At 71.7% G+C, this 13,547-nt stretch carries 8 protein-coding genes and 1 pseudogene; 1 reads left to right on the top strand and 8 read right to left on the bottom strand.

Annotation, left to right across the window (positions count from 1 at the left end; genetic code table 11):
* Window positions 1-204: 204 nt before the first annotated feature.
* The 8 genes and pseudogenes from ACFV9J_RS35415 to ACFV9J_RS35380 form a co-directional block, all read right to left on the bottom strand.
* Window positions 205-1,776, bottom strand: coding sequence for a hypothetical protein (locus tag ACFV9J_RS35415; protein ID WP_385361571.1), 1,572 nt, complete (start codon window positions 1,774-1,776; stop codon window positions 205-207).
* A gap of 814 nt (window positions 1,777-2,590) precedes the next feature.
* Window positions 2,591-3,706 (bottom strand): annotated as a pseudogene (locus ACFV9J_RS35410) (S8 family serine peptidase); the annotation flags it as partial.
* Between the two features lie 474 nt (window positions 3,707-4,180).
* Window positions 4,181-4,801 carry a YitT family protein gene (locus tag ACFV9J_RS35405; protein ID WP_385361564.1) on the bottom strand — a complete coding sequence of 207 codons (621 nt, stop codon included), beginning with the start codon at window positions 4,799-4,801 and terminating at the stop codon, window positions 4,181-4,183.
* 37 nt (window positions 4,802-4,838) lie between these two features.
* Window positions 4,839-5,639, bottom strand: a complete 801-nt coding sequence (gene dapF / locus ACFV9J_RS35400) for a diaminopimelate epimerase (RefSeq protein WP_385361510.1) — start codon at window positions 5,637-5,639, stop codon at window positions 4,839-4,841.
* Window positions 5,640-5,697: 58 nt separating this feature from the next.
* Window positions 5,698-6,732: a guanitoxin biosynthesis L-enduracididine beta-hydroxylase GntD gene (gene gntD / locus ACFV9J_RS35395; protein WP_385361508.1), complete on the bottom strand. Its 1,035-nt coding sequence runs from the start codon at window positions 6,730-6,732 to the stop codon at window positions 5,698-5,700.
* Between the two features lie 160 nt (window positions 6,733-6,892).
* The gene (locus tag ACFV9J_RS35390) at window positions 6,893-8,092 is read right to left on the bottom strand and encodes a serine hydrolase domain-containing protein (RefSeq protein ID WP_385361506.1); all 1,200 of its coding nucleotides are present in this window, start codon (window positions 8,090-8,092) and stop codon (window positions 6,893-6,895) included.
* A gap of 77 nt (window positions 8,093-8,169) precedes the next feature.
* Window positions 8,170-9,345: a serine hydrolase domain-containing protein gene (locus tag ACFV9J_RS35385; RefSeq protein WP_385361505.1), complete on the bottom strand. Its 1,176-nt coding sequence runs from the start codon at window positions 9,343-9,345 to the stop codon at window positions 8,170-8,172.
* A 175-nt stretch (window positions 9,346-9,520) separates the two neighbouring features.
* The gene (locus ACFV9J_RS35380) at window positions 9,521-11,929 is read right to left on the bottom strand and encodes a fibronectin type III domain-containing protein (RefSeq protein ID WP_385361503.1); all 2,409 of its coding nucleotides are present in this window, start codon (window positions 11,927-11,929) and stop codon (window positions 9,521-9,523) included.
* Window positions 11,930-12,189: 260 nt separating this feature from the next.
* Here ACFV9J_RS35380 and ACFV9J_RS35375 point away from each other — a divergent pair, with 260 nt between their 5' ends.
* A complete protein-coding gene (locus ACFV9J_RS35375; protein ID WP_385361501.1) occupies window positions 12,190-13,068 on the top strand; it encodes a cyclase family protein in 879 nt (292 codons plus the stop codon).
* Window positions 13,069-13,547: the final 479 nt, after the last annotated feature.

The raw sequence follows: 13,547 nt of genomic DNA, 5'->3' as shown, positions 1-13,547 counted from the left end.
GGCCGCAGTCCCGGCCGCGGGCTGGTGTTCCAACCGCGGGGACAGCTTCGGCCGATCCCAACCGGCACCGACCCCGCACCACCGACCGGTACCAGCACACCGTGATCCGCACAGCCGGCCAGGCCCCAGCGGCCCGGGAGTCCTTCGAAGCTGCTGTCCGCGATCGGGACACAGCGCCTGGAACTGCCGGGCCGCATGGCCGTGCTAGCCGCGGTGCAGGTAGGCCCTCGTCACGGTCTGACGGACCTCGTTGCCGGCCGCGTCCCGGGCGGTGACCCGCAGCGTCACGAACGCGTCGCCACGTACGCGTGCGGGCTTGACGACGGTGGCGGTGAACCTGCCCCCGCCCCGGGCCCTGGTGGGCACCGCGGTGAAGTGTGCGCCGTCGTCGTAGGAGACCTCGACCCGTGCCCCGGCCCCGCGCGGCGCGGGCAGCCCGTCCTGGTGTCGCACCGTCAGGTCGAGCCGGTAGGCGCGGCGCGGTCCGACGCTGTTGTGCGCGTCGACCGGCACCCCGTAGTCCACCTGCAGCAGGGGCAGCGGCTTCGCCCCGGTGGTCGAGCCAGAGCGGAACGACCAGGCCGTGTCGGTGGCCGTGGCGTACCGCCAGTCGTCGGAGGTGCGGCTGGTCCGCAGCCGGAGCCGGTAGTCGGCGGCCCCGGACGGCACCTGGACGTCCCGCCAGGCGTCCGCGAGGTCGGCCACCTTCGTGCCGTCGCGCTCGAGTTCGGCACGGACCGTGTCTGGGGCCGACGAGGCGGTGCCCGGCCCGCCGGGAAGGCCGGGGGCCTTGATCAGGCGGGACCAGTGACCCGTCCCGGAGTCGGTGAACTCCGGTATCCACAGCCTCATCACGTCCCCCTCGCGGGTGGTCGCCGGCACGGCTCCGCCCTGGGGGATGGCGGGCCGTACGACCGCGCCCTGCCAGGTCTCACCGGACCGCTCGCCGGCCCGGTATGTGCGGGGCGTGTCGCGCAGGCCGATGTCGAGGGGCGAGTCGATGTCCGCCACGGTCCTGTGCAGGACCACGTGCTGCCACTGGGTGTCGCCCGCACTGACGTACTCGGTGCGGGTGAATCCGGTCGGGACGTGCCGGGGGAACTGCTGCCAGGCGTACTCCTGGTACGGTCGCCAGGAGTAGCGCTGCTCCGTCGCCCAGGGCAGGCCGCCGTTGTCGGCGTACACCGAGCGCAGGACGGCGCTGTTGCGGCGCGAGACCGTGTGGGTGACGTGCCGCGGAATGCCCTGCGAGGACACCTGGACGACGTCGTAGAGGTAGGGGCTGCGCGGGGTGCCGGTGAACGCGATCATGGTCCGGTGCCGTTCGATCCGCTTCAGCAGGTCCGTTCCGTCGGTGAGGCCGACGCGCATCAGCGGCACGCGCGTGCGTGCGCCGTGGGGTGTCCACCGGGTCCAGACGTTGTCCCCGTCGTGGACGATCAGAACGCCGCGGGCGCCCGCGGCGGCGGCCGCGTCGGTGATCTCCTGATCGCGCTTCGCGTCCGCGGCCTGGGTGAGGACGGCGAGTCTGCCCCGGGCGCCGCGGAAGTCCGGGTCGGCGTTGGTGCCGGCGGCGACGGCGGTCAGCCGTGCTCCGCGTCGGTCGAACAGGGCCGAGGTCGGCTCGTAGTAGAGGTTGAGGTCGCGGGGGCCTGCGACGACGTCGGCCCGGAGCAGCGGGGCCACGAGCTGCCAGCGGGAGGTGAACTCGAAGCTGCCGTCGGTGACTTGCCCGGTGGGGCTGACCCGCAGCTCGCGGACGGCGTCGAAGGCCATGAAGTGGTCGGTCCAGCCGTGGCCGTCGATCTCCCGGTGCGTCTGGTAGCTCAGGACGCCGCGCTGTTCGGCGGGCCGGGGGGTGCGGATGTCGACCTTGGTCGTCCTGCGGGGGTCGAGGACGACGGTGGTGTCCTTGGTGACCCTCGACCTGGGGCAGGACGACGTGGTGGATCGTGTCGTGCTCGCCCGACTGGTCCGTGGTGTAGTCGGACACCTGGTAGGTGCCTTCCTCGACTTCGGCGACACCGTTGTCCAGGTCGGTGTACGGCACGTAGCCCTCGGCGCCGTGGATCACGGGGACCGTCTGGCCGGGGCGGCCCTCCAGGTCGTAGGAGACGACCCGGAGCTTGTGCACGGGACCGCGTACGCGCAGGCTGAGCGTGGTGTGGACGACGGTCCGGCCGTCGGCGGAGGTGGCCGTGAGACGGCCGTAGTAGCGGCCGAGTTCGGCGCGGGAGGGTGCCACGGTCAGGGGCACCTCGGCGGTGCCGCCGGCCGGGACGGTGAGGCGTGTCGTCGCCGGGCGCACCGCGGCGGGACCGGCCTCGCGGCCGCCGGCGGTCGCCAGCCGGAGGTCCAGGTCGAGGGTGACGTCGTCGTCCGAGTGGTTGGCGTAGCGCACTGTTCGGGTGTGGGTGCCGGTGTCCTCGGTCTCGTAGACGCCCAGGGCCTGGGTGCCGGTGGCGACGACCGGGGTCCGTACGGCGGTTGCGAGGTCGATGCGGCCGCCGCCCTGTTCGGTGACGCGCTGGCCCGGCATGGTGCGGGCGGTGCTGATCAGTGCGTCCTTGAGGCGCGGTGCCGTCCAGTCGGGGTGCTGCTGGGCGAGCAGCGCGGCCGCCCCGGCGACGTGCGGCGTGGCCATGGAGGTGCCGGAGGCGGCGACGTAGTGGTCGTCGACCACGGTGCCGAGGGTGGTCCCGGCGGCGCGCGCGGCGACGATGCCCACGCCGGGTGCGGTCACGTCGGGTTTGACGGCGTCGTCGCCGGGGCGGGGGCCGCGGCCGGAGAAGTCGGCGAGGGTGTCGTCCCGGTCGACCGCGCCGACCGTGAGGGCCGCGTCCGCGGCGGCCGGGCTGCCGATCGTGCCGGTGTCGGGGCCGCTGTTGCCGGAGGCGACGACGAACAACGTGCCGGAGGACTCGGAGAGTTCGTCGAGGGTCTGGCTCACGGGGTCGGTGCCGTCGCTGGGCACGTCGGATCCCAGGGACAGGTTGACGATGTCGGCGCCCCGGGCGACCGCCCACTCCATGCCGTCGATCACCTGCGACTCGCTGCCGTAGCCGTCGTCGCTGAGGACCTTGCCGATCAGTAGGTCGGCGCCGGGTGCGACGCCCTTGCGGCTGCCGTGGGAGGCGGCGCCCGAGCCGGCGACGGTGGAGGCGACGTGGGTGCCGTGTCCGTTCCCGTCGCCGGTGCCCGCGTCGGTGGAGAAGTTCTCGGCCTCGGTGATGCGCCCGGCGAGGTCGGGGTGGCCGGCGTCGGCCCCCGTGTCCAGGACGGCGACCTTGACGCCGTCGCCCCGGTAGCCGGCCTGCCACGCCTCCGGCGCGCCGATCTGCGCGGTACTGCGGTCCAGCGTGGCGTGCACCCGGCCGTCCAGGCGGACGCGGGGGGTGGCGGCCGCGGCGGACACCTTCCCGGGTTCGGGGGCCAGGCGTTTCCAGAACGCGCCGAGGTCGTCGGCCGGTACGCGCAGGGCGTCGGCGCCGATGGTCTCCAGGTGACGGGTCCGCGTACCGTCGGCGGCGAACGCGGTGAGCCGGCGCGGGGCGGCGTCCCCGGGGTTCAGGGCGTGCACGATCAGCGGCAGGGTGTCCGTGTGGGCCTCGTCGTATCCCTGGGCGAGCAGGGAGGTGACGTCGAACAGGTCGCGGTCCAGGCGCCCGGTGGCCAGCAGGGCCTTCGTGTCGTCCGGGAGGACCATCAGGCGGCCGTCCTCCTCGACGGTGCGGAAGACCACGTGCCGGCGGCCCTCCCCCGGTGTCACCGAGGCCGTGTGCCGGCCGCTCGCGTCCGTCGTCATCGTGACGCGGTCGCCGGTGATCAGGCGCACGGTGGCACTGGCGTCAGGTCCCCGGGACGCCGGTCGGGCGCTCGTGGTGTGTGTCGGCGGGCTGCCCCGGCCGTCCGCCGCGACCGGGGGCGCGGCGGACCCGGCGAGGGCGAGACCCGTCACCGCGGCCGCCGCGAGGCGCATCCGTCTCATCAGTTCTCATGCCTTCCGTTGTGCGTGCACGGGACGTTGGTGCCGCGGACGATCACTGGTCACCCGTCGGCCGTGTGCCGTACGTCTGCACACCGTCCGTCGCCGCCCCCGCCGATGTCACCGGTTCCTCCCTGGCGTGGATGGGACATGGCGCAAGGACGACATGTCCCGCACAGCAGTTGGACGGTCTGCTCACGGCTCGGCCCCGGACGCGCGCTCCGGGATCCCCGCGCGGGGCGACGGTGTGAGGCGCGGCAGGAAGAACTGCACCAGCGGGCCGATGGCCAGGGCGTACGCGACGGTGCCCACTCCGGCCGTGCCGCCGAGCAGGAAGCCCACCGCCAGGACCGAGAGTTCGATGCCGGTCCGGACCCCCCGCAGGGAACGGCCGGTCCGACGATGGATGCCGGTCATCAGGCCGTCCCGGGGCCCGGGACCGAAGCCCGCGCCGAGGTACGCGCCGCTGGCGACGCCGTTGAGGACGATCCCCAGGGCGAGCAGGCCGACGCGTGGCACGAGGCCCTCCGGGGAGGGCAGCAGCCACGAGGTGACGTCCACCGTCGGGCCCACGACCAGGACGTTGCTCACCGTGCCGAGCCCGGGCCGCTGCCGCAGCGGGATCCACAGCAGCAGCACGACCGCGCCCGCGAGCAGGGTCGCCGTTCCGAAGGAGAGGCCGGTCCGGTCGGCGACGCCCTGGTGGAACACGTCCCAGGGGTCGAGACCGAGAGCGGCATGGACCATCAGGGCCAGGCTGATGCCGTAGAGCACAAGGCCGGCGTAGAGCTGGCAGACGCGGCGGAGCAACACGATCACCCTCGGAGTGGAAGGGACGGGCCGGGCGGGGCGGTCAGGCGAGGTCGAGTTGCCCGTCGAAGACGTGGGTGACCGGACCGCCCACCCAGTAGGAGGCGCGTTCGGTGTGCGGCATGACGGTGAGGGGGATTCCGGCGCGATTGTGCACGGTCACCCGCCCATCGGCCCCGGCCGGTCCGCGGCGCGCCGCGACGACCGCGGCGGCCACGGCACCGCTGGCGCAGCTGAGGGACTCCTCCGGCGCGCCGCTCTCGTGCGTACGGACCGTCAACTCGCCGTCCCCGCACGGCTGGACGACGCTGATGTTGGCGCCCGCCGCCGCGGGTTCCCGCGCGCGCAACCGCCGTACCAGGGCCGCGAAGTCGATCCGGTCCACGTCGTCGACGAGCGCCACGAGATGCTCCGCCCCGACGCGCACGGCGTCGAAGCCCACGTCCTCGTCCTGGCACCGCTGTACGACCCACTCCGCACGGACCTCGCCCGCCTCCACGGTGACCCGGACCTGGGTGCCCTCGACCACCGCGTCGTGTGAGACGCCCGCCATCACCAGGCTCATCGTGTTCCACCCGTGGTCGAGAAAGGCGCACCGGGCGGCACAGCGCAGCGCGTTGGCACAGAGGGTGGCGACCGAGCCGTCCGGGTTCACGCACAGCACGTCCAGCGCGGCGCAGTCCTCGCCGGCCTTCGCGCTGACCACCAGGCCGTCCGCTCCCACACCGGTGCGGCGCGCGCACAACCGGGGGCCCAGCGCACGCCAGTCCCGGTCGTCCTCGGCGCCGGTGACCAGGAGGAAGTCGTTTCCGGACCCGTGCATCTTGCGGAAGCCCACAGTCATGGCGGTCCTCCTCTCCTTCCTGTCCTTCCTGTCCTTCTCGGCCGGTCGCGGCGGCAGTTCAGTGCACCACGCGGTCCAGGGCACTGGCCCTGAGCGCGCGGCTCTTGCGCAGGTCGCGGACGACGAAGGCGCGCTTGAGCCAGCGGTCGGTCCCGTCCATCCGGCCGGGAATCTCCCGGCGCCCGTGCACCGCCTTGAAGTTGTCGATGAACAGCAGGTCCCCGGGCTCCAGCACGGTCTCGCGCAGTGTGTTGTTGACGGCGTTCCTCAGCCGGCCGAAGGCCTTCTCCGCGTCGGTGTCGTCTCCGAAACCGGCGACATAGTGCGGGTGGACCCGCAGGTAGGGGCTGTCGGGGTCGCCGAAGAGCGCCGGTACGCGGTCGGGCCGCTCGAACATGCGCCGGACGCGGGCACGGCTGCGGGCGGACACCTCCGCGCGTGCTCCGGCACGCTCGGCGGCGTCGTCCTGCGGCCGGCCCAGCCCCCGGTTCGACTCGTCCGGGAGAAAGGCATAGGCCGGGCGGAAGAGGTGCTCGCGGGTCTCGGGGTCGAGGTGCAGCTCGTCGACGGCGGCGTAGGTGGTGGGTACGGCGTCGTGGTTGCGGACGCAGAGCAGGGCGACGTAGTCCATCCGCTCGGGATGGAAGGCGGTCTCGGTGTGCCAGTGGAGCTGGTCCGTGCTGGTGCCGAGCTGGCCTCCCTCGTTCCCGGCGATGGGCAGCACCTGGTGGATCATGCGGCCGTTCTGCTCGGTGGCCCAGGCGACGGTCTCGCCGAGCAGGTGGGAGCAGAGCTGGAGGTAGATGTCCTCGCGCCGGGTGCGGGCGCGGGCACCGTCGTCGTCCCAGTGCGGTGGGGTCGCGCCCACGGCCGCGTCGTCGATCTTCCGGCCGCGGACCAGGCAGATCGGCTGGGCCTCCTCCAGCCGGAACCGGACGAGGCCCCTTCTCAGGGAGGTGGGCAGCCGGTGCGCGTGGACGGGGAGGTCCCCCAGGAAGTCCGCGCCCTCCAGGTCGGCGAAGTGTCCGTCGAGTTCCGCGACCAGAGCCTCGACCGCCGCGGTCTCCTGCTCCGACAACCGGATCTCGTGCATGGGTGAGGTCCCTCTCTGTCGATGCGCCGGTGTCCGCCCCTGGGCTTCCTCGCTCCGTCCGAGGCGCCCGCGGGGCAGCCGGTCTCATACTGCCCGGGACGGGTGGGGCGGCCGTTGTCACTTCCTTGCACGCTCATGACGGGCCGGGTGGACGGCCGGGTCAGCGGGTGCAGAGCGCGGTGTCGAGGGCGGCCTCGATGTGCTCGGCGGCCGGAAGGGAGGTGGGCAGCGCGGTGACGGCGACGGTGGCCGCCCGGCCGTCCGCGGTCACGGCGTTGCGGGTGGTGTAGCCGGGGGCGTTGCCGCCGTGGGTCCAGGCGTAGCCGCCGCAGCTGAGCTTGAAGGTGGCCAGGCCGAGGCCGTAGTGGCCGTCGCCGACGGTGTCGAGGTCGGGGGCGTCGACGGTGGTCTTCATCTCCTTGAGCTGGGCCGGCTCCAGGAGCTTGCCGTCGAGGAGCGCGGTGAGGAAGCGGTTGAGGTCGCTCGGGGTACCGACGAGCGCTCCGGCGGCCCAGGCGGCGGAGGAGTCCTGCTCGGTGACGTCGGTGTACGGGGTGTTGGGAGCGGTGGCGAAGTAGCCGTGGGGGTGGCGGCCCTTGATGGTCTGGTCGCCGACGCCGGGCCAGTAGGTGTGGCGCAGGCCCAGCGGCTTGATGATCCGGTTGGTGATCTCCTCGCCGACGGGGCGGCCGGTGACCTTCTGCACGAGGAGGCCGGCCACGACGTAGTTGGTGTTGCTGTAGCTCCATCCGGTGCCGGGGGCGAACAGCGGCTTCTTGGCGAGGCCGATGTCGAGGAGTTCGCGGGGTTCGAAGTAGCGGTGCTGCTGCTTGGTCAGGTAGTCCCGCACGACCTCCTCGTCGTAGTCGGCCAGTCCGCTGGTGTGCTGGAGCAGCTGCCGTACTGTGATGTCGTGGCCGTCGATGCCGTCGCCGCGCACCAGGCCGGGCAGGTACGTCTCGATCGGCGCGTCGAGTTCGATCCGGCCCTCGCCGACCAGTTGCAGGACCACGGTGGCGGTGAACATCTTGGTGTTGCTGGCGATGCGCACCTGGCCGTCGGTGGGGACCTTGGACCCGGTCTTGAGATCGCCCACGCCGGCCGTGTAGTTGCGGGTGCGGCCGTGCGGGTCGCTGAGGGAGGCGAGCGCGCCGGGGAAGCCGTCGTCCTTCACCAGTGACCGAAGGCTCTTGCGGACGGCGGCGTCGGTCCGGCCCCGGTCGGCGTCCTGGCCGTGTGCGGCCGGGGTGGCGGACGTGTCGTTCGTCAGGGCGTCGGCCGCGGGCACGGTCAGGGCGAGGGTGGCGACGACGCCGCTCAGGGCAGTCAGGGCGTGACGACGGCGAGGCTTCTTGGGCATGGCGGTCTCCTTGCGGGACACGGGGCGGGAGGGCGGGGTGAGGTGGGTGGGGCGGGATGGGGTGAACGGGGTCGAGGTCAGCGCGTGCACAGGGCGGTGTCGAGGGCCTTGTTGACGGCCTTCACGCCCTCCAGGTCCGAGGGCAGCGCCGTCACGGCGACGGTGGCCGACCGGCCCTGGTCCGTGATGCCGTTGCGGTTCTCGTAGCCGTCGAAGTCGCCGCCGTGGCCCCAGGCGACGCCACCGCAGCTCAGCGGCATCTCCATGAGACCGAGGCCGTAGCGCCAGCCGTCGATCAGCCCCTTGGTCTCCACCGTGGTCCGCATCTCCTCCAGCTGGGCGGGCTTGAGGAGCTTGCCGTCCATGAGCGCGGTGAGGAAGCGGTTGACGTCGCTGGGGCGGGCTACGAGCTGCCCCGCCGCACCGGCCCAGGAGGGGTCGAGCTCGGTGGCGTCCGTGAGGGGAGCGCCGGGCCGTTCGTACGTGTAGCCGTGCGGATGGCGCTCGCGGATGGTCTGCTCGCCCTCGCCGGGCCAGTAGGTGTGGCGCAGGCCCAGGCGCTCGATGATCCGGGTGGTGATCTCCTCACCGATGGGGCGGCCGGTGACCTTCTGCACGATCAGACCCGCGAGGGTGTAGTTGGTGTTGCTGTACTCCCAGCCCTTGCCCGGGGGGAACGACGCCTTCTCCTTGAAGGCCAGGTCGAGCAGGTCGTAGTCGTCGACGAAGGTGTGCTGCACCTTGGAGAACTCCGGCATGGTCCGTGTGTAGTTGGGCAGACCGCTGGTGTGCTGGAGCAGCTGCCGCACGGTGATGTGCCGGCCGTCGATGCCGTCACCGCGCACCAGCCCCGGCAGATAGGTCTCCACCGTCGTGTCCAGACCGATTTTTCCCTCGCCCACCAGCTGGAGGACCACGGTCGCCGTGTACAGCTTGGTGGTGCTCGCGATCCGGATCTGGCCGTCGACCGGAACCCTGGACCGCTTCTTCTCCCGGTCACCCACCCCTGCGGTGTAGTTGCGGGTGTGCCCCTTCTCGTCGCGCACCGAGGCGAGTGCGGCCGGGAAACCGTTGTCGCGCACCAGGCCGTCCAGGCTCCGCCGGACCTCGGCGTTCGGCCTGGCGGCAGCAGGCTGGTCGGCGCTCGCCGAGGGCAGCCACAGGGCGACGGCACCGCCCAGGACCGCGACGGCGGTGACCGCGGTGACCGACCGCCGGCGGAAACGGGACTTCGAAGCACGGTGCTGAGACACGGGGGGTACTCCCTGCTGGACGCTCCTGCTGACGTGCGCCAGCCTCCCGCGCAAGCCCCGTGTGGATCGATCCCGTGCGCTGCCGAACCGGGGTAGCGCAGGCGCTACCGCGCCGGGTGGGGTCTCCCGGAGGGGCGCCGGTGTCCCGGCACCCCTCCGGTCGCCCGGCGGGGGGTCAGTCCGTGGTGTAGGGCAGGCCGGGGTAGTCGAGGCGGGCCTGGCGCAGCTGTGCCTCGTAGGCGTCCGTCCAGCCGAACGCGGTCTTGGCCCGGGCGGTCAGGTCGACGCCCGCCGCGCCACTCCAGAAGTGCACGAACTCGCCCATGTTCATGCTCTTCGCGAAGGCGCCGTTGTGCTGGGCGTAGTGCTGGGAGACCAGCGAGAAGTAGGTGGCGAGGGCCTTGCTTCCGCCGTGGTTCTGGCGGATCGGCAGGAACCAGTTCCGGAACCAGGCGGTGCCCGGGCGGGGGAAGTCGTCCGTGTTGTCGATGACCTGGGCGTAGAAGCGTTCGGCGTCGGCGGTCAGGCCGGCGCCGAGGTAGGCGTCGTACTGGTAGATCTCCGCCCACTTGCTGTCGCCCCACAGCCCGAAGGCGGGCGACCCCTCGACGCCGCCGGAGGCGCCCTCCACTATGTGGGCGATCTCGTGCGAGATGACGTTGCGTATCGTGCCGTCGTTCTCGTTCCAGTTGCCGGACCCGACGTCGATCACGTTGCGGTAGTCGTGACTGCCGTCCAGGACGGTCGACGGGTGGCCGCCGCTGTACTTGTCCTTGTGGAAGACGGCGACCAGACGCCCGCTGCTGAAGTCGCCGTAGGTCCGCTTCGTGTACGTCCACAGCCGGCTGACGTAGTCGTTCAGCCACGTCTGCGAGCGGTCCATGTCCTTGTCGAAGTAGATGACGACGTCGTTGGCGTCGTACACCTTGGTGAGCAGCTGGTCGTGCTCCAGCCAGTGCTCCTGCCAGGTCGCCGGCAGCGCCGAGGACCCGGTCGTCGCCCGGACCACGGGCGTGTACGGGGACGCGCCGCCGGTGTTCTGCGCGCGCAGCCGGTAGTGGTAGGTGGTCTTCTCGCGCAGTCCGAGGTCGGTGTAGCCCGTCGTGGCGGGCGGCAGGGTCTTGGACCAGTTCCAGTCGGTGCCGTTCTCGGAGCGCTCCAGTCGCAGCGCCTGCTGGTTGCGGGAGCCGCCTGCCCAGCTCAGCGAGATCTGGTCGCCCGAGCGGGCGGCGGCGGTCAGGGCGGTGGGTGCCTCGGGAGCGGCCGCCGAGGCGGCGATGTTGGTCGTCCCGGTCAGCTCCCACTCGGCCAGCTGGGTCGACGTCGCACCGTGGTTGGCGGCGATGGCCAGCTGGTAGTACCGGTAGTAGCCGGGACTGGTGAGGGAGTAGGACTTCTTCTGGAAGCGGTCCGTGAACCGCTGTCCCGTCCGGGTGTCCAGCGCCGTCCAGTCCGACCCGTTGTTGGAGCCGCGCAGTACCCAGTCGCGCGGGTCGCGGTCGGCGGCGTCGTTGGCCGAGGTGACGGTGTACGAGGTGACCTTCGACCGTCCCTCGGTCCGGTACTGGAGCCAGGTGCTCGTGCCCCAGCCCAGATACTTGGTGTAGGGGCTGTTGTCGACGCTCCGGTCGTGGCCCTCCGCGCCGTCCTTGCCGTGTTGGTCGGTGACCGTCCCCGGCAGGTCGGTGATGTCCGCGACGCCGATCCTCAGGTCCCTGACGGGTGAGTAGCCGGACGGTTGGCCGTCCGTCCCCACGGCACGGACGCGGTAGCTGTACCGGACACCCGCTTTGAGTCCCTGGTCGCGGAAGGACCGGGTCCGGGCGTCGGCGGTGCCGATCTGCGCGAAGGCCGAACCGTCCTGCGCACGTTCGATCCGGAAGCCGGTCTCGGTCCCGGAGCCGTCCTTCCACTGGAGCAGGCCCGTCGCCTCGCCGTCCAGGGAGGCGGTCAGGTCCCCGGGGGCCGATGGAGCCCCGGGGGCCGATGGAGCCCCGGGGGCCGATGGAGCCCCGGGGGCCGCGGACCACAGCTCCCACTCCGCGAGCTGGAGGGCCGGGGATCCGTTGTTCCGGGTCACGGTCAGCCGGTAGTAGCTGTACGCCGTCGTGGCGGCGACGGAGAACTCGCGAGTCTGGTGCCGGCCGGAGAACCTCTCGCCCTGACGGCTGTCCAGGACGGTCCAGCCGTTGCCGTCCTGCGAGCCCTCCAGCGTCCAGTCCCGCGGGTCGCGGTCGGGGGCGTCGTTGGCGGAGGTCAGGGTGTAGCGGTCGAGGGCGGCCGCGGTCGTGGACCGGTACTGCATCCACGCGGACGCGCGCGGTGTGTAGTACTTGGTGGTGACGTCGTTGTCGATGAGCTTGTGCTCACTCTCCTCACCGGTCCCCGGGTACTGGGCGGTGAGGACGCCGCCGTTTCCGGTGAGGTCGGTGTCCGGCTCCGCCGCGACGGCGGCCGGTCCCCCGGCCAGGAACGTCGCACCGAGACCGGCGGCGAGCAGGAACGCCGTCGAGGTCCGGGCTCTGTGCCGTCCGCCGGTGGGGGTGCCGGATTCGGTTCGGGTGCCGGTTCGGGGAGAACGCAAGGCTAGTCCTTCCGTGAGGTAGGTCTCTGACCATTCCTCAGCCGGAACGACTTGGCCGACGGTTCGGTTCACTGCCCCCGTGAGAACGTTGCCCCACGGTTCGGGGAAGCTGGAGCCGGGTGAGATACGGCGCAACCATGGCCGCTCCAGCGCGAGTTGCCGGTGCCCGCCGGTCAACTTGTCCCGAAGACGGCCGAGTCCGAGACCGACCGGCTCACCGACTCCCCTACTTTCCCCATACGACGAAAGGTGCCACCGACATGGCCAATACGAACGAGACGGACCTGCCGGACAACTGGGGCCGATGGGGAGCGGACGACGAACTCGGCACCCTCAACCTCATCACCGACGAGGTTCGCGCCAGAGCCGCCGAGGAGGCGCGGACCGGCCAGTGGGTGTCACTGGCACAGCCGATCACGCCGAACGCGATGTTCTTCAGCCCGTTCTCGCCCGAGACGGTCGATTCGTCGCCGGTGCAGCAGATGGTGTCCCACACCGGTGGACCAGTGGCCTCCGATCTGTCGGTGGTCTACAGCCACCACTGGAAGTCGACGCACCTCGACGCCCTCGCACACTGGTCGACCGACGGCCAGGTCTATCCGGGCCACCCGAGGGAGCGGGTCGTCACCCCCGTCGGCATCACGCACGCATCGACATCCGCTTTCGCCGCCGGGATAGTGACACGTGGGGTCCTGCTCGATCTGGCCGTCGAAGGCCCCCTTCCCCCCGCCTACGCGGTGACGTCACACGACTTCGAACAGGCCGAGAAGCGGCAGGGAGTCACGGTGGAGTCCGGTGACGCACTGGTGGTCCGACTCGGCTGGACGGGCCGCGGGCCCCAGGACACACCGAGCCCGGGGATCAGCATGGACGCGGTTCGATGGATGCACCGCCGAGGAGTCGCCATCGTCGCCCCGGACAGGGGCGACGCGCATCCGCCCCTGGACCCGGACGAACCCTCCCCGCTGCACGGGGTGGCGCTCGGCCGGATGGCGATGCCTCTGATCGACGTGCCCCAACTCGATGACCTCGCGCAGTTGTGCACGCGACTGAAGCGCTACAGCTTCCTGCTCACCGTCGCCCCGCCCCGCATCCACGGCCTGACCGGCGTACCGGTCAACCCCATCGCGATGTTCTGACCTCCCTCAAACAACTCGTCGCGACAATCTCGGCACCGGCACCCAATGCGACGAGACCCCCCGAGGTCCGCGGCAGCACAGATCACCGGTTCTGAACCAGCTCCGGCCAGTCGTTCACCGGCAACAACGGCTCCCCGCACCTGCAACTCGAAGCCGTCCGCTTCCCGGCCGACGGCAGCGGCGGTTTTGTCGGCCTTCGCCGATGTGCCGGGCAGGCCCCGGTCACCTACCACGGGGTGGGCGCACGGGCCGGCCCGGCCGACGTCCGCCCGTGTACCGACGACGTCGCCGGTGATGAAGCAGTTCGTGGCCGAGGACAACGAGCGGCAGACTCAGGTGCTGCGCATGTACCTGCGGTCGGAGGGACACGACGCGACGATCGTGCACGGTGGCCGCGTTGCCCGCAGTACCTGTCGTACGCGGGCAAGCGAAAGACAACGTTCGGCCAAGGGCCTGCGGGGAGTATTGGTTCCATTGTC

It is taken from the genome of Streptomyces sp. NPDC059906, assembly GCF_042730645.1.
GTDB classification, from domain to species: Bacteria; Actinomycetota; Actinomycetes; order Streptomycetales; family Streptomycetaceae; genus Streptomyces; species Streptomyces rubrogriseus.
This window is presented reverse-complemented; position numbering and strand designations above follow the sequence as displayed.

What these genes read in the sequence shown, in the direction of transcription:
- dapF (WP_385361510.1), bottom strand. Translation starts at nt 5,639, where the DNA reads ATGACTGTGGGCTTCCGCAAGATGCACGGGTCCGGAAACGACTTCCTC.
- ACFV9J_RS35375 (WP_385361501.1), top strand. Translation starts at nt 12,190, where the DNA reads ATGGCCAATACGAACGAGACGGACCTGCCGGACAACTGGGGCCGATGG.
- ACFV9J_RS35415 (WP_385361571.1), bottom strand. Translation starts at nt 1,776, where the DNA reads ATGGCCTTCGACGCCGTCCGCGAGCTGCGGGTCAGCCCCACCGGGCAA.
- ACFV9J_RS35390 (WP_385361506.1), bottom strand. Translation starts at nt 8,092, where the DNA reads ATGCCCAAGAAGCCTCGCCGTCGTCACGCCCTGACTGCCCTGAGCGGC.
- gntD (WP_385361508.1), bottom strand. Translation starts at nt 6,732, where the DNA reads ATGCACGAGATCCGGTTGTCGGAGCAGGAGACCGCGGCGGTCGAGGCT.